This is a genomic window from Halobaculum litoreum (assembly GCF_030127125.1).
Lineage (GTDB): Archaea > Halobacteriota > Halobacteria > Halobacteriales > Haloferacaceae > Halobaculum > Halobaculum litoreum.
On record NZ_CP126156.1, the window covers coordinates 2,422,633 to 2,438,823 of the forward strand.

A 16,191-nucleotide genomic window follows, 5' to 3' on the forward strand; every position below is an offset into this window, starting at 1 on the left:
CGCCGCGGACTCGCCCGCTCGTCCTCGCACGCCCCGGACCACGCTTTCGACGGTCTTTTCTCTCACCGCCGAGCAGTACCCCGTAATGGCCGAATTCAAGATCGTCGTGGGCGACGACGCCGGCGACACGCGGCAGTTCGACGTCGACGGACAGGACGCCAACCGATTCCTCGGACGCGAGATCGGCGAGGAGGTCGACGGCGCGGCCGTCGGCGCCGACGGCGTCGACCTGATCATCACCGGCGGCTCCGACAAGGCCGGCCGTCCGATGCGCGAGGACGTCCCCGGCGGCGACCTGAAGGAGCTCCTGCTGGAGGGCGGCGTCGGCTACAAGCCCTCGCGCGACGGCGAGCGCAAGCGCGTCACCGTCCGCGGCCGGCAGGTCTCCGAGGAGACCGTCCAGATCAACGCCCGCGTCGAGGGCTCCATCGCGACGGCGCTCGGCGAGGACGAGGAAGCGACCGAGGCGGACGCCGACGACGAGGACGACGAGGAGTAACGTCGGTTCCTTCTTCCGCTCTCACGGCCGCGAGCGGCCGCGCCGCCGCCGCAGACGTGTCGGCGCCCGGCGTCACTCGCCGCCGACGGCGACGTCCGTGAACTCGAAGCGCGCGCCGCCGTCGGCGGACTCCACGACCGTGACGGTCCAGCCGTGCGCGGCGGCGATGCGCTCGACGATGGAGAGCCCGTAGCCGGTCCCCTTCCTGACGGTCGTGTACCCGCCGGCGAACACCTCCTCGCGCTCGGACTCGGGGATGCCGACGCCGTCGTCCGCCACGTAGAACCCCGTCCCGTCGTCGAGGAGGCCGACGGCGATCGTCACCGTCTCGTCGTTGTGCTCGATGGCGTTGCGTAGGAGGTTCTCGATGGCCTCCCGGAGGCGGGCCGGGTCGCACTCGACGGGGCCGCTCGAGTCGATCCGGAGCGTCGCGCCGGCCATCGCGACGGTCCCCTCGGCCGACTCGACGACCTCGGCGAGGTCGACCGCTCGGGTGTCGCCGATGTCGTCGCCGGAGCGGGCCAGCGTGAGGAGGTCCGAGAGGAGTTCGTCGATCCGGTCGATCCCGCGTTCGACCGGGTCGAGGTGGTCCAACTCGCCCGTCTCGCGAACGAGGTCGAGGTGTCCGCTCGCCACGTTCACCGGGTTGCGGAGGTCGTGTGCGATCGTCGACGCGAAGCGGTCGAGCCGTTCGTTCGCGTTCGCCAGTTCGCGCTCGCGGAGCTTCCGGTCGGTGATCTCGTGTGTGAACCCCGTCATGCGCACCACCTCGCCGTCCTCGACGACCGGCTCACAGTGCGACTCCGCCCACACCTCCACCGAGTCGGACTGCCGGATGCGGTACTCGACGCTCTGCGGGGTGCCGCCGCTGGCCCGCTCCATCGCCAGCCGCACGCGGTCCCGGTCGTCCGGGTGGATGCGTTCGAGGAACGACGCGGGCTCCTCGTACAGCCGCTCGGCCGACTGCCCGAACAGGCGCTCGTGTGCCTCCCCGTTGATGAACAGGAGCTGCGACCAGTCCGGCGAGAACGTCCACAGCACGTCGTCGGCGACCGACGCGAGTTCGCGCAGGCGCTCGTTCGTCTCCGTGGCGCGGCGTTCGGCCCGTCTGCGGGCCACGTACGTCTCGATCTTCCGGGCCAGCAGCGCGTGTTGGCTCTCGACGGCGTCGCGGACGACGTAGTCGGTGACCCCCGCCGAGATGGCCTCGCTGGCCACCCGTTCGTCCCCGGTCTCCGCGAAGAGGATGAACGGGAGTTCGGGGTCGGTCTCGCGGAGCCGCCGGAGGAACGCGATCCCCGTCCCGCCGGGCATCGAGTAGTCGCTGACGACGCAGTCGGGCGCGCCCGTCCGGACGCGGTCGAGCCCCGCCGCGACCGACGACGCCGTCGTCACGTCGAACCGATCGTCGTGCCGCTCGAGCCCGACCGCGAAGAGGTCGCGCAGGTCGTCGTCGTCGTCGACGTACAGCACCCGGATCGCGTCGTCGATGCCACTCATGACGTGGAGGTACGCAGTTCCGAGCGTTTACGAGTAACCCTTCTCACCCCCGGCGCCCCGCGCACGACGGACCGTCCGTCGGGGGCGGCCGGGACGGACGACCTTTTACGACTCGGCCGCCGACCCGGAGGCATGACCGACGACGACGGCAAACTCGACGAGTTCCTCGCGGGCGACCGCCTCGACGACGTCGCCATCTACCTCACGCACGACCACCTCGACGAGCAGGGGAAGATCGCCGACATCGGCGAGGCCGTCGACGACGGCGTCGTCCTCGTCGTCCCCGGCGAGGAGGGGCGCAAGGCGTTCGCCGCCGGCACCGGGATGCAGGCGATGCAGTTCGCCAAGGAGGCGATGGGCCGCGACGGCGTCATCCACCCCGACCTCGGCGGCGGGGAGTGTCCCGACGCGGTCGCCGAGCCCCAGGCCGACCACGACACGGAGTTCGTGTTCGCGTTCGGCGAGGAGCGCAACGAGGAGGTCGGCGGCCTGTACGCCGAGGGCGACGTGATGCACGCGTACGCCCACTGCTCGTGTGGCACCGACTACTCGCACAAGTGGGTCATGGGCGCGTACAGCGAGGAGCCGGCGGCCGGAGAGTAAGCGTCGGCGGCCGCCGGGCGGGTGGATCGCCGCCCGCTACGGCTCCAAGACGACGCGGAACCGCGCCTCGTTCTCGATCATCCGGTCGTACGCGGCGTGCACCTCGTCGAGGGCGAACGTCTCCACCTCGGGCGTGATCTCGCGGAGGTCGCTGAACTCGAGGGTGTCCTGCGAGTCACGGGCGTTCCCGGAGGCCCACCCGTCGACGCCGCCGCGGACGCCGACGAGCGACTGGGCGTTCACGCTCACCTCCTCCCCGGGGACGCCGACGACGACGACGCGCCCGTCGGTGCCGAGGCCGTCGACGACCGACTCGATGGCCGGCGCCGACGGCGCGGTCGCGAGCACCACGTCCGCGCCGCCCAGTTCCCGGAGGGCTTCGGCCGCGTCCGCCTCGGCGGCGTTCACGAAGTGGTCCGCGCCCAGTTCGTACGCCAGTTCCTCCTTGTCCGGGGAGCGCGACAGCGCGACCGTCTCGAAGCCGGCGGCGCGGGCGTACTGGATCCCGAGGTGTCCGAGTCCGCCGACGCCCTGCACGGCGACGAGGTCGCCCGGCCGCGCGTCGGTGTTGCGCAGGGCGTTGAACGTCGTGACGCCCGCACATAGCAGCGGCGCGGCGTCGACGGCGTCGAGGTCCGCGGGGACCGCCGCCAGCGCCTCCGCGGGCGCGGTCATGTACTCGGCGTAGCCGCCGTCGTACGCGATGCCCGTGATCTGTGCGTCCTCGCACTGCTGGAAGTCGCCGCGGCGGCAGGCGTCGCACTCGAAGCAGTGGCCGCCGTGCCAGCCGACGCCGACGCGGTCGCCCTCGCTCCACGCCGTCACGTCGTCGCCGACGGCGTCGACGCGGCCCGCGACCTCGTGGCCGGGCACCCGCGGGTAGTCGATCCCCGGGTACGCGCCCTCCTTCACGAACGCGTCGCTGTGACAGATGCCGCAGGCGTCGACCGCGACGCGCACCTCGCCGGCGGCCGGCTCGGGTGTCTCGACGTCGACGACCTCGAAGTCGGCGCCCGGTTCGGGGACCCGTGCCGCCCTCATCGCGACTCACCGCACGCTGTCTGGTTCATGCGCCTCGGGGTTCGGGCGCGACACTGGTAGGTTGCGGGGCCGATCCCCGGCCGGCCGGGACGCGGGGGCTACTCCGCCGCGTCGGCGGCGTCCTCGGCGGCCGCCTCGGCGGCGACGGCCTCGAACGCCCGGAGGATGACGCGCTTGGCGGTGGCGCCCTCGGTCGTCCAGTGGTGGCCGTAGTCGAGCATGTCGTCGTAGATGTCCGGCTTACAGCCGGCGGCCTTCGGGTGGCCGCCGCCGTTCACCCGACCGGCGACCTCGTGGGCGCGTTCGAACCCCTCGGAGCCGCGGATGGAGGCGGAGCCGGAGGGCTTGACGATCACGGCGGCGTCGGCGCCGTCCTGCCGGAGCGCGTCGGCGACCTCGTTCTGCGAGCACCGGCCGTAGGTGACGCCGACGGTCCAGTCGCCGACCTCGTGGTGGACGGCGCGGTCGACGGCCTTCTCGACCAGCAGTTCCTTCTCGACGCGGCGGTGTTCGACGTACTCCACCGCCACGTCGGGCAGGGCGGCGCCGTACGCGCCGACGACGGCGGCGTACTCCTCGGCGCCGGTCCAGTAGGCGTAGTCCGCGAGGTCGTGCGAGCGGGGGTCCTCCTTGAGCCAGAGGTCGTGGTCGCGGGTGACGGCCGCCAGTTCGGTGAACCGCTCGTCGAACTCGTACTCCAGCGAGCGCAGGGTGACGTCCGTCGAGCACTCCTCGTCGCTCTCGCCGACGACGAGGTCGACGCCCAGCTCCCGGACCGACGCGGCCAGGTCCTCGTCCCACTGGTGGTGGTCGAACCACCGGACGGACTCGGCCGTGCGGACGACCTCGCGGAGGTCCGCCTCGATGTACTCGAACGCGTCGGGACAGATGTCGCAGACGAACACGTCGGTGCCGGCCTCGAGGAACTCGGCGGCGTAGCCGAGGTCCTCCTCGAACGAGTGGGGGCCGGAGGGGAGCAGCGCGACCGGCGACTCCTCCCGGTCCTCGTCGTCGTCGGCGCCGTCCTCCTCGTCCGTGCCGTCGAGCTTCGCGCGGCGGCGCGTCTCGAACGGTTCGGGGTCGAGCGCGGCGTCGTACGCCTCGCGGATCAGCGCCACACAGCCCAGCCCGTCGGCGTCGGAGTCGGTGATCACGACCGCCTCGGCGCCCTCGACGGCCTCCTTGGCGCGTTCCTCGGCGCGGTCCTCGTCGAGCGAGTCGGGGTAGAAGAAGCCGGTGCCCGGGAGACGCGACTTGCGCTCCAAGGGGAGGGAACTGCTGTCGATGAGTTCGTCGTCCATACCGCGGGGTTGGGACGTGTGGGGAAAACTGCGGTGGTGTACGCGGCCGGGCGGAGCGGGGCCACGACGACGCGAACGGCGAGGGAGCCGCAGGCACACGACCCCGAAGACACTTCGGCCGCCCACACCACGGACCGACCGATGACGGACCCCGACATCGAGTCCCACCTCGTGGACCTGAAGTACCTCCTCGTGGCCCTCCTCTTCGCGGTCGTCGCCGCCGAGGCCGTGGCGTCCGGCCGGGACGGCAACGCCGGCGCGGTCGTCCTCGCGGCGGCGCTGGCGGTCGCTCCCGTCGGGCTGGCGTACTTCGTGACGACCAGCACGGTGACGCCCGCCGAGAACGCGGCGTCGGGCGGCGACGACGGCGCGGACGGGCCGGCGGACGAGTCCCGGGAGCCGGCGGAGGGGTAGCCGCCTCAGACCGACACGTCGGCCTCGGCGTCCCCCTCCAGTTGGCGGACGGTGAGCACCGGGACCGGGCAGGTGCGGACGACGCGCTCGGCGACCGAGCCGATGAGGAAGCGGTTCTCGCCGTGGCGGCCGCGGGTGCCGGTGGCGACGAGGTCGGCGTCGATCTCGCGGGCGTAGTCGGCGATCTCGTTGGCCGGGCGCCCCTCGCGGACGACGGCGGTGACGTCGCGGCCGGCGCGCTTCTGCACCTCGACGATGGCGGCGCCGCCGCGCTCCTGGAGGGCGTTGCGCATCTGGTCGCGGACGGCCTCCGGGGAGGAGTCGACCTCGCCGCTGTCGACGACGTACAGCGCGTGGACCGCCGCGTCGAAGCGCTCGGCCACGTCGAGCGCGACCGTCACGGCGCGCGACACGCTCTCGGAGCCGTCGGTCGCGACGACGATGGTGTCGAATCCGGGCATCGACCGGACCTTTCGCGGGCGGTCGCTTAAAGCTCCGCGCTCCGCGGCGGCCCGGTCGGAGTCGGTCGCGCCCGCGGCCCGCGCCCGATCCACCGCACTTACGCCCACCCCCGCCCACCACCGGCGTGATGAGCACGCTGTTCCGGGGAGCCACGCTCGCGGACGGCCGCGTCCGCGACGTGTTCGTCCGAGGAGACGATCGCTCGCGTCGCCGACGCCGGCGCCGTCGACGCCGCCGACGCGGACACCGTCGTCGACTGCGAGGGGCGCCACCTCCTGCCGGGCGCGATCGACGCGCACGTCCACTTCCGCGAACCCGGCTTCGCGCACAAGGAGGACTGGCACACCGGGTCGCGCTCGGCGGCCGCCGGCGGCGTCACGACCGTCGTCGACCAGCCGAACACCGACCCGCCCACGGTCACGGGCGCCGCGGTCGACGAGAAGGCCGCGCTCGCCGCGAAGTCGCTCGTCGACCTCGGGATCAACGGCGGCGTCACCGCCGACTGGGACCCCGACTCGCTGTTCGACCGCCCGATCTTCGCGCTCGGCGAGGTGTTCCTCGCCGACTCGACCGGCGACATGGGCATCGAGGCCGACCTGTTCGCCGACGCCGTCGCGCGCGCGGCCGCCGAGGACACGGTCGTCACCGTCCACGCCGAGGACGCCGACCTGTTCGACGAGTCCGCCAAGGAGCGAGCCGACGCCGACGCGTGGAGCGCCTTCCGCACCGCCGAGGCGGAGGCCGCCGCCGTCGAGCGCGCGCTGGAGGTCGGCGCCGACTCCGCGGCCGCGATCCACATCGCCCACACCTCGACGCCGGAGGGGGTCGACGCCGCCAGCGACGCCGGCGCGACCTGCGAGGTGACGCCCCACCACCTGTTCCTCTCGCGCGACGACCTCGAGGAGTTGGGGACGTTCGGGCGGATGAACCCGCCCCTGCGGAGCGAGGCGCGCCGCGAGGCCGTCTTCGAGCGCGTCGCCGACGGCACCGTCGACGTCGTCGCCACCGACCACGCGCCCCACACCCGCGCCGAGAAGGACGCGAGCATCTGGGACGCCCCCTCCGGCGTGCCGGGCGTCGAGACGATGCTCCCGCTGCTGTTGAACGAGGTGCGCGAGGGGACGCTCACGCTCGAGCGCGTGCGCGACCTCGTCGCCGCGAACCCCGCCCGGATCTTCGACGTCGCGGGGAAGGGGACGGTCGCGGCGGGCACCGACGCCGACCTCGTCCTCGTCGACCTCGACGACGCTCGCGAGATCCGTGGCGCCGACCTCCACTCGAAGTGCGGGTGGACGCCGTTCGAGGGGCACACGGGCGTGTTCCCGACGCTGACGCTCGTGCGCGGCCACGTCGCCTACGACGCCCGCGGCGACGGGGAGACGTTCGGCGACGCGGTCGGCGAGAACGTCCGGCCCTGACCGCCGACGGGTCGGTGCCGGCACGCGGTCGTGGTCGCTCGCGACCACACGACAACCGTTTTGACCCTCCCGCGCCGCCCGTGGAGTATGGCCGGGAGCCACCCGCTCGCTGGACGCCGCCAGCTCTGGGACGACGTGTTGGCCGACATGGAGGCCACAGCCGAGGAGTACCGGGAGGCGGGATGGGACGTGCTCGAACTCCACCCGGGCGACGTGACCCCGCTGCCGAACGTCGGCACCGAGGGCGCCGGCATCGCGGTCGACCGCCTCGGATTCGACGTGTTGCTCCCGGGCGACGAGTTCTCCGCGGTGCAGGACCTCGTGGACGGGGCCGACGCCGCCTTCGACGAGTACGACGCCTACCGCGCCCAGCAGTCGGACGTGGTGTTCCTCGTCGTCGTGATGAAGGCCTCGTCGGCCGGCGAGGCGGTCGCGTTCCCGCTGTACTACGCCGAGGGACAGGCCGCGCCGCTGCTCGAGAGGGCCGCCGACGCCGGCGAACTCCACACGTACCTCCGCCCGCTCGACGACTCCGAGCGCGTCGTCTTCTCCCACCGCGACCCGGCGACCCTGTTCCCCGAGGGCTGGGGGGAGGGGGAAGGAGACGGGGAGGCGGCCGACGAGGCGTAACGTCGCCGGCGACGGTCGCGGACGGCGGTGCTACGCGAACGCCACGTCCGCCAGCGTCGCCGTCTCGCCGAACAGCCAGTCGGCGTGGTCGACGGCGTACTCGCGGTGGTCCTCGGTGATGTAGCCGAGCGCGTCCGTCACGATCACGGGCCGGTAGTCGCGCAGCCCCGCCGAGCCGGCGGTGTGGAGGACGCAGACGTTCGCGAGCGTCCCGCAGATCAGTAGGTCGTCGATACCGCGGGCGTCGAGCCACCCCGCCAACTCCGTCTCGTAGAAGGCGTCGTAGGTGTGTTTCTCGACGACGTGGGCGGCGTCGTCGGTCGGGAGGTCGTCGACCAACTCGGCGTCCCACGTGTCCTCGACGACGTGCTCGCCCCAGCGGTCGAACTCGTCGTAGTAGTGGGCGTCGTCGAACTGGCCGGGCGGGTGGACGTCTCGCGTGTAGACGACGGGCGCGCCCGCGTCGTCGGCGCGCTCGACGAGCGTGCGGACCGGGTCGACCGCCGCCTCGCTCGGCTCCGCGTACAGGCTCCCGTCCGGGTGACAGAAGCCGTTCTGCATGTCGACGACGACCACGGCGGTACGATCGGGGTCGAAGACGGCGACCATACGCGATCCACTCCTGTCGCGGTGATGAACGTTCGCCCGGGCGCCCCCGCCGCCGTCGACCCGGCCACGGGCGTCGTCGAGGCGGACGCCGGCGAGCGATCGGCCCCCCGTCGGCCGCCGATCGGTACCCTCGCCGCAACTTCGGACAAGCTACTTACACACGCAGTTCCACTCTGCGGTATGCGACGAACGGCCCCGTCGACGATCGCGCGGCTGTGTTCGGTCGCGCTCGCCGTCGCGATGCTCGCTACCGCCGCCGCGCCGGCGTTCGCCGCCGCGCCACAGCCCTCCCCCACGGCGGCGGTCGACGCCGCGGACACGACGGTCGCGCAGACCGACCGCCCCGACCCCGACTCCGACGTGATCGGCTGGGAGAACGGCTACTGGCACAACGAGTCCATCGCCGTCGACCAGACCGACGACGACGCCCTCAACGACACCGAGCTGGAGGCGTACGTCGCGCGGGCGATGGCACGCGTGGAGTACCTCCGCGAGGCCGAGTTCGAGTCGAACGTCCCCGTCGAGGTGATGTCCCGCGAGGAGTACCGCGAGCGCTCCGCACAGCGCGCGGGCGACGCCAACCGCACCGAGTTCAACCGCTGGAACGACCAGGTGTGGGAGGGGCTGTTCATCGTCGGCGAGTCGACCGGCTCCGGCGACGCGTTGAGCGAGACGACCGGCTCCTCGGTCGCCGGCTTCTACGAGCCCGCCCGCGACCAGATCACCATCATCACGCCCGACCCCGACGCGCCGACGGTGTCGAACGCGACCCTGATCCACGAGCTGGTCCACGCGCTGCAGGACCAGCGGTACGACCTGACGAACGCGACGTACCGCGGCACCACGCAGGACGGTGACCTCGCCATCGACGGCGTCGTCGAGGGCGAGGCGAACTACATCGAGACGCGCTACACCCAGCGCTGTGGCGCCGAGTGGGACTGCGTCGAGACGCCCAGCGCCGACTCCGGGGGCGGTGGCTCGTTCGACGGGAACTACGGTGTCCTCTTGACCATCTTCAATCCGTACTCCGACGGGCCGGTGTACGTCGCGGACATCGTCGAGTCGGGCGGCTGGGCCGCCTTCGACGAGCGGTTCCGGAACCCGCCGACCTCCACCGAGCAGGTGATCCAACTCACCGACGAGGAGCCGACGCCGATCGAGTTCACGGACGGATCGACCGGCGACTGGGAGACGTTCCCCCGTGACGACCCGCGGCTCGGGGAGAACGGCTCCGACACCGTCGGCGAGGCGTCCATCTACGCGATGTTCTGGTACCAGGCGCGCAACTACGGCGCCGACACCATCCCGCCCCAGAACGTGGTGCAGGGCGTGTCGGGGCCGTACGACGTCTACAACTACGACGCCGAGCCGTCGGCCGGCTGGGCGAACGACCGGCTGTTCCCGTACCGCACCGGCGCCGGCGACGACGCCGAGTACGGCTACGTCTGGGTGACCGAGTGGGACACCGAGACCGACGCCCGGGAGTTCCACGACACGTACCTCCGGATGCTGGAGGCCCACGACGTGCGCGAGACCGACGCCGGCTACCACGTCGTCCCGAGCGGCCCGTTCGCGGACGCGTTCTACGTCGACCGCGACGGCACCCGGGTCACCATCGTGAACGGCCCGACCGTCGACGACGTGCGCGACATCCGGCCGAGCCTCGCGCCCGACCCCGACGCGACGCCGACGGCGACGCCGACGGACACGACCGCGACCGTCGACGCCGGGGACGACACCGGGAACAACGCCGACAGCGACCCGGACACGGACGGGTCGACGACCGAGACGACCGGCGCCGGCTTCGGCGTCGTCGTCGCGCTGGCGGCCGTCGCCGCGGCCGGTCTCCTCGCCCGCCGGCGCGACTGACGGCCGCGCCGTCCCGCGGCCACGGCGGCCGGCGTCCGAACCCTTTCGCGCCGCGTCCCGTCGATCGGTCGACCACCGTGCGTACCGCGACGTCCGTTCTCGCCGCCCTCCTCCTGGTGCTCGCCGGCTGCAGCGCCCCGACCGCCGGCCCCGCCGCGGCCGACGACTGGCAGTACCCCGACGACCCGCCGAGCGACCGGCTCGGCTGGGAGGCCGGCTACTGGTACAACGAGTCCATCGACGTGAACCAAAGCGACGGCCTCGACGCCGCCGAGCGCGAGGCGTTCGTCGCCCGGACGATGGCCCGCGTCGAGCGGGTCCGCGGGCTGGAGTTCCGCGAGTCGGTGCCCGTCGAGGTGATCAGTCGGGCGGAGTACCGCGAGCGCGCGGTGTTCGGCGGCGAGCGCTCCCCCGAGTACGAGGCGTGGCACGAGCAGGTGTGGGAGGCCCCGCTGATCGTCGGCGAGGACGACGCCGTGAGCGACGAGTTCGACGCGCTGTACGGCGGCGCGGTGCAGGGGTACTACACCCCCTCCGGCGACCGCATCGTGATCGTCTCCGACGCCGCCGAGCCGACGATCGACCGCGGGACGCTCGCCCACGAGCTGGTCCACGCCCTGCAGGACCAGCACTTCGGCTTCGTCGGGAGCCGCTCCCGCGACCGCGGGCTGGCGCACAACGGCCTCACCGAGGGGGACGCCCGCTACGTCGAGACGCTGTACCTCGAGCGGTGTGCCGCCGGCGCCGACCCGGACGCCGCCGGCGACGCCGAGGGGTGGGACTGCGTCCCCCGGCCGGCGCGTTCGGGCGGCGGCGGCGGGCAGCCGATCAACCGGGGGCTGTTCGCGTACGTGTACCAGCCGTACGCCGACGGCCCCGCGTTCGTCCACCAGCTCCGCGAGCGCGGCGGCTGGGCGGCGGTGAACGCCGCGTACGACCGCCGCCCCCGGTCGACCGAGCAGACGATCCACCCCGAGCGCTACCCGGACGAGCCGGTCGCGTCGGTTCGGCTCCCGGACCGGTCGAGCGGCGACTGGTCGCGGTTCGACCTCGACACACGGACCGAGCGCCTCGGCGAGGCGGGGCTGTTCGCGATGTTCTGGTACAACGACTACGTCGGCGGCTACCGCTCGGCGGACCTGCCGTACTCGTCGTACGACTACTCGGCGGCGCCGTCGGACGGCTGGGCGGGCGACCGACTGGTGCCGTACCGCTCCGGCGACGGCGACGACGCCGCGTACGGCTACGTGTGGGGGATCGAGTTCGACGACGCGAGCGAGGCCGGCGAGTTCGTCCGGGCGTACCGGACGATGCTCCGCCTCCGGGTCGGCGCCGAGACCGTCGACGGACGCGCGAACGTGTACCGCGTGCCCGACGGCCCGTTCGCGGACGCGTTCCGGGTCGAGCGCACGGGGAGCCGCGTCGTGATCACGAACGCGCCGACCGTCGAGCAGTTGGACACGGTTCGGGCACCGCCGCGGTAGTCGTCCGGGGCCGCGGCGGTCCCTGACGGGAGTGCCGGGCCGCTACTCGGCCTCCTCCGCCTCGCGTCGCACCGCCCGTGCCTCCGTCCGGTTCAGTTCGACCCCGACGTCGTCCGGGGTCAGTACCTCCGGGAGACGGCCCGAGCGCTCGCCGGTGATGTCCGCCAGAATCTCCTTCAGGTAGGCGTTGAACAGCACCGGGTTCTCGCTCATCGGGAAGTGTCCGATGTCGGCGATCTCGACGGAGACGCAGCCGTCGCCGACGCCCTCGGCGACTTCCTTCCCGTCCTCGGGAGTGGTGAGGTAGTCGTACTCCCCGTTCACGACGTACAGCGGGCACTCGGTCGCGTCGATGTCGCCCAGCTTCTCGCGGTAGTCGTGGTCGACCGAGTAGTAGTAGAGGTCGCCCTTGAACACGCCCGTGGCGCCCTGTTCGTACAGGTACATGGTCTCGCGGCGCGTCTGCTCGGGGCTCTGTTTCGCCATCAGCCCCCAGCAGGCGTAGGCGTTCACCTCGGTCGTGTTGACGTGCGGGTCGTCGAGCCAGTCGATGTAGAAGCCCGGACTGTACGCCCCACACTCCAGTCCGATGAGCGCCCGGAAGCGGTCCGGGTGCCAGTCCGCGAGTTCGAGCGTGATGTTGCCGCCCATGCTCGACCCCATGTAGATGGGGTCCTCCAACTCCAGCGCGTCGGCGATGGCGACGATGGTCGCCGCGAAGCGGTCGGCGGTGAGGGTGTAGTCCTCCTCCCACCACTCCTGACCCGTCGGCGGCACCGACTTCCCGTGGAACGGGAGGTCGTACGCGATCACCCGGTACTCGTCGGTGATCTCCTCGTCGGCGAGGAGGTGGCGCCACTCCTGATTGTTGCAGCCGGCGGTGTGCTGGCACAGCAGCGGGATGCCGTCCTCGGGGCCGGCCTCCTCGAAGTACACTCGCTGGGTGGTGCCGTTCACGTCCACGTGGACGTACTTGCCGGTGATCTCCTCGACCGTGCCGGGTTCTCGCTCGTTCATAGATTGCCTCCGTTGTTGTGGGTGTGACGCATCAGGTCCAGCGCGCGCTGGAACGGCCGGAGATTCTGGAAGATCTGTCGGTTGTTCCCCGTGAGCTGGAGGTGACCGGACTCGCCTTTCACCTGCGTCCGGTAGTTCGACGCGATGATCTCGTGGTTGAACGCCGGCGGCACCTCTCGGACGAACTCCTCCCACGCCCCGCGGCCGCCCTCGACGCCGAAGGACCACTCCTGGTTGAGCCCCGGGTTGGGGATCACCTCCGACACCTTGCCGTCGTCCATCGCGACGAGAAACCGCTCGTCGTCCAACTGGACGTAGAAGTTCTCGTCGAACCGGTCGTGCCCCCGCACCTGCATCTCGGGGTCGCTGTTCACCGTCTCTTTGTACTGTTCCCACCACTCGTGGGACGCGAGTTCTGCCTCGGTCATCGTCGAATCACGGCGACAGACGCACTCGCCGCGGGGTTCCTTTGTTAGTCGACGTGGCCCCCCCAGTAGGGCTCGCCGGGGTCGTCGTACCCCGCCGTTACGTCCGAGTAGCCACCGCTCACCCCGTCCCGCGACCGCTCGCCGCTCGCGCGCCACGTCCGGGGCCGGACACCGCGAACCCTCAGGCTACGCGTCGAAGCGGGACGTTACCCTCGGTCGTCTCGGTGTGTTCGAGTCCCACGAAGATGTCGTCGAAGCGGGCGCCACAGGCGGGACACTGGTAGCGCACCACCCGCTCGCTCGGCCCGTCGTTCCCCTGCATCGGTCGGCCGTGGACGACGCACGCGCTTAAGCTTGTCACTTACTGACACGGATCCGACCGGTCGGCGATCGCGTTCGCACACGACGGCGACGGTCCGTCGGTGGCCGGTTCCGACACGGTCGCCGCCCCGCCGATGGCGTGACTTTTTGCGTCGTGCCGGCGAACCGAGCGACGATGACCGCCCCCGAGGCGTTCGACATCGTCGACGCCGACGCCATCCGCGACGGCTCCGCGACGGACGCGTACTTCGCGCGCACCGTGGAGACGCTCCGCCACGCCGACCGGAACCCCCGCGTCGTCGCGGAGGTGACGGCCGACCAGTTCCCCGACGGCGAGTTCGAACTCCTCGCGGGCGTGAAGGACGCCGCCGCGCTCCTCGCGGACCGCGACGTCGACGTCGACGCGCTCCCCGAGGGGGCGCTGTTCGACGGCGGCCCCGTGCTGCGGATCGAGGGGCGCTACCTCGACTTCGCGGAACTGGAGACCTCCCTCCTCGGCTTCCTGTCGCACGCCTCCGGCGTCGCCACGGCGGCGCTGGAGTGCCGTCGCGCGGCCCCCGACGCGAACCTCCTCTCGTTCGGCGCGCGCCACGTCCACCCGAGCATCGCCGCGATGGTGGAGCGGAGCGCGCTCGTCGCCGGACTCGACGGCTTCTCGCACGTCGCCGCCGGCGAGGTGCTCGGCCGCGACCCGTCGGGCACGATGCCCCACGCGCTGCTCATCTGCTTCGGCCGCGGCCACCAGGAGGAGGCGTGGCGCGCCTTCGACGAGGCCGTCCCCGAGGACGTGCCCCGGATCGCGCTGTGTGACACCTACTCCGACGAGAAGGACGAGGTGATCCGCGCGGTCGAGACGCTGGGTGACCGCCTCGACGGCGTCCGCCTCGACACCACCGGCTCCCGGCGGGGCGACTTCCGCCACATCGTCCGCGAGGTGCGGTGGGAACTCGACGCCCGCGGCCACGACGACGTGGACGTGTTCCTCTCGGGCGGCCTCGGGCCCGCCGAACTCCGGCACCTCCGCGACGTGGCCGACGGCTTCGGCGTCGGCGGCTACGTCTCCAACGCCGACCCCGTCGACTTCGCGCTCGACATCGTCGAGGTCGACGGCGACCCGGCCGCGAAACGCGGCAAGCTCTCCGGCGTGAAGGAGGTGTACCGGACGCCCGACGGCGGCCACCACGTCGGCCTCCGCGGGCGCGACGGCCCCGACGGCGGGGAGGCGCTCCTTGAGCCGCTGATCCGCGACGGCGAAGTCGTCCGGGAGTTCGACGTCGACGCCGCGGCGGGGCGGGCGCTGGCGGACGCGACGGCGACGGGCTTCGGCGACGACTGACGCTCTCGGCGTACGCCTGTCGCTGGAAGCACAAGACGTATGCCCCGACCGCGACTCGCTCCGGCGATGCCCTCCAGACGTGACCTGCTCCGGTCGGGTGCGACCGGGCTCGCGGCGAGCGCGACCGCCGCCATCGCCGGCTGCGGCTTCCACGCGCCGTCGTCGCTCGACCACCAACTCACCGTCGACGCCGACCCAGCCGCCTCGGCGTTCGACTGCGACGGCCACGCGGTCCGGTTGACCGTCGACACGACGCGGCCCCGTGTCGTCGAGGGTGGTCCCACCTTCCGGCTCCGCGGACGGATCCCGTCGTTCGACCCGTCGTGCCAGCGACTCACGAGCGAGTTGGTGCGTGGGCCGGAGGGGCGGTCCCACGGTGTCACCGTCGCCGTCGAGGACCGGGGCTGGCTCGATCGGTGCGAGGGGACGCCGGGACCGGTCACGTACACGCTCACCGCGCGCCTCGACCCGACCGAGCTTCCGGTTCGCGTCGACCACGTTCGCGGCGAGACGACGGCGTTCGACGCCGAGTTCGCGGAGGCAGCGGTGGAGCAGGACGGCCCCGTCGAAGCCGGCTGCTGAGCGACACCGAACCGCACCGCTGGTGGACACCTACGTCGGAGAGAAGCCGGCCGAGTGCGTCCCTTACAGCTGTTCGACGGAGCCGCCGTCCTCACGCTCGCGGAACACCTGCCCGTCGATGAGCGTCACCATCGTCTCCTCCTCCTGCCACGCCAGCGGCGAGAGGCCGGCCTTGCGGCAGACGCGCGAGAGGAACCGCTCCTCGCTCCAGTCGTTCTCGACGGGGATCGTCGGGTACAGCCAGCCGTGCTTGCCGTTGTGGTCGATGGCGACGCCGTGGCGACCGAGCTCGAGGTCGGCGACGGGGTCGTTGGTGAGCGTGACGCCGGAGACGACGCACGCCGAGACGAGTACGGAGTCGAGTTCCTTCGGTTCGAGTTCGGAGCCGCCGGAGTCGGCGGAGGCCGCCTTGATCGCCGCGTCGACGATCGCGTGGCCGAGCTGGTCCTTCCCCCGATACGAACCGGCACAGCCTCGCATCCGGCCTCTGCCGCGTGTGGACTGCAGGCGGACGAACGCGCCCGTTCGGGCGTAGAAGGCGTCGCGCATGCTGCCGGGCTGTTCGCGCTGGCCCTGGAGTACGAACGCCTCGACGGACTCCCGGGCGAGTTCGACCGCGCGTGCACCGTCCTCGTAGGTCAGCCGCACGGCCTCCGCATTGGACATAAACGTTCTGG

Annotated in this window: 17 protein-coding genes and 1 pseudogene; 9 read left to right on the plus strand and 9 right to left on the minus strand. The window is 72.1% G+C overall.

The window, feature by feature from the left end; genetic code table 11:
- The first annotated feature begins 85 nt into the window (after nucleotides 1-85).
- Nucleotides 86-499, plus strand: a complete 414-nt coding sequence (locus P0R35_RS13205) for a 30S ribosomal protein S6e (RefSeq protein ID WP_284012909.1) — start codon at nucleotides 86-88, stop codon at nucleotides 497-499.
- Nucleotides 500-571: 72 nt separating this feature from the next.
- On the opposite strand, the gene P0R35_RS13210 is transcribed toward P0R35_RS13205, so the two are convergent.
- Nucleotides 572-1,999 carry a sensor histidine kinase gene (locus P0R35_RS13210; protein WP_284012910.1) on the minus strand — a complete coding sequence of 476 codons (1,428 nt, stop codon included), beginning with the start codon at nucleotides 1,997-1,999 and terminating at the stop codon, nucleotides 572-574.
- Between the two features lie 132 nt (nucleotides 2,000-2,131).
- Here P0R35_RS13210 and P0R35_RS13215 point away from each other — a divergent pair, with 132 nt between their 5' ends.
- On the plus strand, nucleotides 2,132-2,602 hold the full coding sequence (locus tag P0R35_RS13215) for a DUF5807 family protein (RefSeq protein ID WP_284012911.1): 471 nt from the start codon (nucleotides 2,132-2,134) through the stop codon (nucleotides 2,600-2,602).
- Nucleotides 2,603-2,638: 36 nt separating this feature from the next.
- Here P0R35_RS13215 and P0R35_RS13220 read toward each other — a convergent pair whose 3' ends face one another.
- Complete coding sequence (locus tag P0R35_RS13220; RefSeq protein WP_284012912.1) at nucleotides 2,639-3,643, minus strand: alcohol dehydrogenase; 1,005 nt, start codon at nucleotides 3,641-3,643, stop codon at nucleotides 2,639-2,641.
- Nucleotides 3,644-3,741: 98 nt separating this feature from the next.
- Nucleotides 3,742-4,944, minus strand: coding sequence for a DHH family phosphoesterase (locus P0R35_RS13225; protein ID WP_284012913.1), 1,203 nt, complete (start codon nucleotides 4,942-4,944; stop codon nucleotides 3,742-3,744).
- Nucleotides 4,945-5,085: 141 nt separating this feature from the next.
- Here P0R35_RS13225 and P0R35_RS13230 point away from each other — a divergent pair, with 141 nt between their 5' ends.
- Nucleotides 5,086-5,358: a hypothetical protein gene (locus P0R35_RS13230; RefSeq protein WP_284012914.1), complete on the plus strand. Its 273-nt coding sequence runs from the start codon at nucleotides 5,086-5,088 to the stop codon at nucleotides 5,356-5,358.
- A gap of 5 nt (nucleotides 5,359-5,363) precedes the next feature.
- On the opposite strand, the gene P0R35_RS13235 is transcribed toward P0R35_RS13230, so the two are convergent.
- The gene (locus P0R35_RS13235; protein ID WP_284012915.1) at nucleotides 5,364-5,819 is read right to left on the minus strand and encodes a universal stress protein; all 456 of its coding nucleotides are present in this window, start codon (nucleotides 5,817-5,819) and stop codon (nucleotides 5,364-5,366) included.
- Nucleotides 5,820-5,947: 128 nt separating this feature from the next.
- Here P0R35_RS13235 and P0R35_RS13240 point away from each other — a divergent pair.
- Nucleotides 5,948-7,238: pseudogene (locus P0R35_RS13240) on the plus strand (dihydroorotase).
- An 87-nt stretch (nucleotides 7,239-7,325) separates the two neighbouring features.
- A complete protein-coding gene (locus tag P0R35_RS13245; protein WP_284012916.1) occupies nucleotides 7,326-7,868 on the plus strand; it encodes a DUF7529 family protein in 543 nt (180 codons plus the stop codon).
- A gap of 30 nt (nucleotides 7,869-7,898) precedes the next feature.
- Here the strand turns inward: P0R35_RS13245 and P0R35_RS13250 are convergent, their stop codons facing one another.
- Nucleotides 7,899-8,477, minus strand: coding sequence for a cysteine hydrolase family protein (locus P0R35_RS13250; protein WP_284012917.1), 579 nt, complete (start codon nucleotides 8,475-8,477; stop codon nucleotides 7,899-7,901).
- A gap of 180 nt (nucleotides 8,478-8,657) precedes the next feature.
- Between P0R35_RS13250 and P0R35_RS13255 the strand changes: the two genes are divergently transcribed.
- Nucleotides 8,658-10,346: an Hvo_1808 family surface protein gene (locus tag P0R35_RS13255; RefSeq protein WP_284012918.1), complete on the plus strand. Its 1,689-nt coding sequence runs from the start codon at nucleotides 8,658-8,660 to the stop codon at nucleotides 10,344-10,346.
- Nucleotides 10,347-10,423: 77 nt separating this feature from the next.
- On the plus strand, nucleotides 10,424-11,830 hold the full coding sequence (locus P0R35_RS13260) for an Hvo_1808 family surface protein (RefSeq protein ID WP_284012919.1): 1,407 nt from the start codon (nucleotides 10,424-10,426) through the stop codon (nucleotides 11,828-11,830).
- A gap of 42 nt (nucleotides 11,831-11,872) precedes the next feature.
- Here the strand turns inward: P0R35_RS13260 and P0R35_RS13265 are convergent, their stop codons facing one another.
- The 3 genes from P0R35_RS13265 to P0R35_RS13275 form a co-directional block, all read right to left on the minus strand.
- Complete coding sequence (locus tag P0R35_RS13265) at nucleotides 11,873-12,847, minus strand: alpha/beta fold hydrolase (RefSeq protein WP_284012920.1); 975 nt, start codon at nucleotides 12,845-12,847, stop codon at nucleotides 11,873-11,875.
- A complete protein-coding gene (locus P0R35_RS13270; RefSeq protein ID WP_284012921.1) occupies nucleotides 12,844-13,275 on the minus strand; it encodes a hypothetical protein in 432 nt (143 codons plus the stop codon). Before P0R35_RS13270 ends, P0R35_RS13265 begins: the two co-directional genes overlap by 4 nt.
- A 181-nt stretch (nucleotides 13,276-13,456) precedes the next feature.
- Nucleotides 13,457-13,597 (minus strand): hypothetical protein, encoded by a 141-nt coding sequence (locus P0R35_RS13275; protein WP_284012922.1) that lies wholly within the window; start codon nucleotides 13,595-13,597, stop codon nucleotides 13,457-13,459.
- A 174-nt stretch (nucleotides 13,598-13,771) separates the two neighbouring features.
- On the opposite strand from P0R35_RS13275, the gene P0R35_RS13280 reads away from it, so the two are divergent.
- Together P0R35_RS13280 and P0R35_RS13285 are read left to right on the plus strand one after the other, a co-directional pair.
- Nucleotides 13,772-14,932 (plus strand): nicotinate phosphoribosyltransferase, encoded by a 1,161-nt coding sequence (locus P0R35_RS13280; RefSeq protein WP_284012923.1) that lies wholly within the window; start codon nucleotides 13,772-13,774, stop codon nucleotides 14,930-14,932.
- Between the two features lie 66 nt (nucleotides 14,933-14,998).
- Nucleotides 14,999-15,514: a hypothetical protein gene (locus P0R35_RS13285; RefSeq protein ID WP_284012924.1), complete on the plus strand. Its 516-nt coding sequence runs from the start codon at nucleotides 14,999-15,001 to the stop codon at nucleotides 15,512-15,514.
- Nucleotides 15,515-15,577: 63 nt separating this feature from the next.
- On the opposite strand, the gene P0R35_RS13290 is transcribed toward P0R35_RS13285, so the two are convergent.
- Nucleotides 15,578-16,180: a TIGR00296 family protein gene (locus P0R35_RS13290; protein WP_284012925.1), complete on the minus strand. Its 603-nt coding sequence runs from the start codon at nucleotides 16,178-16,180 to the stop codon at nucleotides 15,578-15,580.
- Nucleotides 16,181-16,191 lie beyond the last annotated feature (11 nt).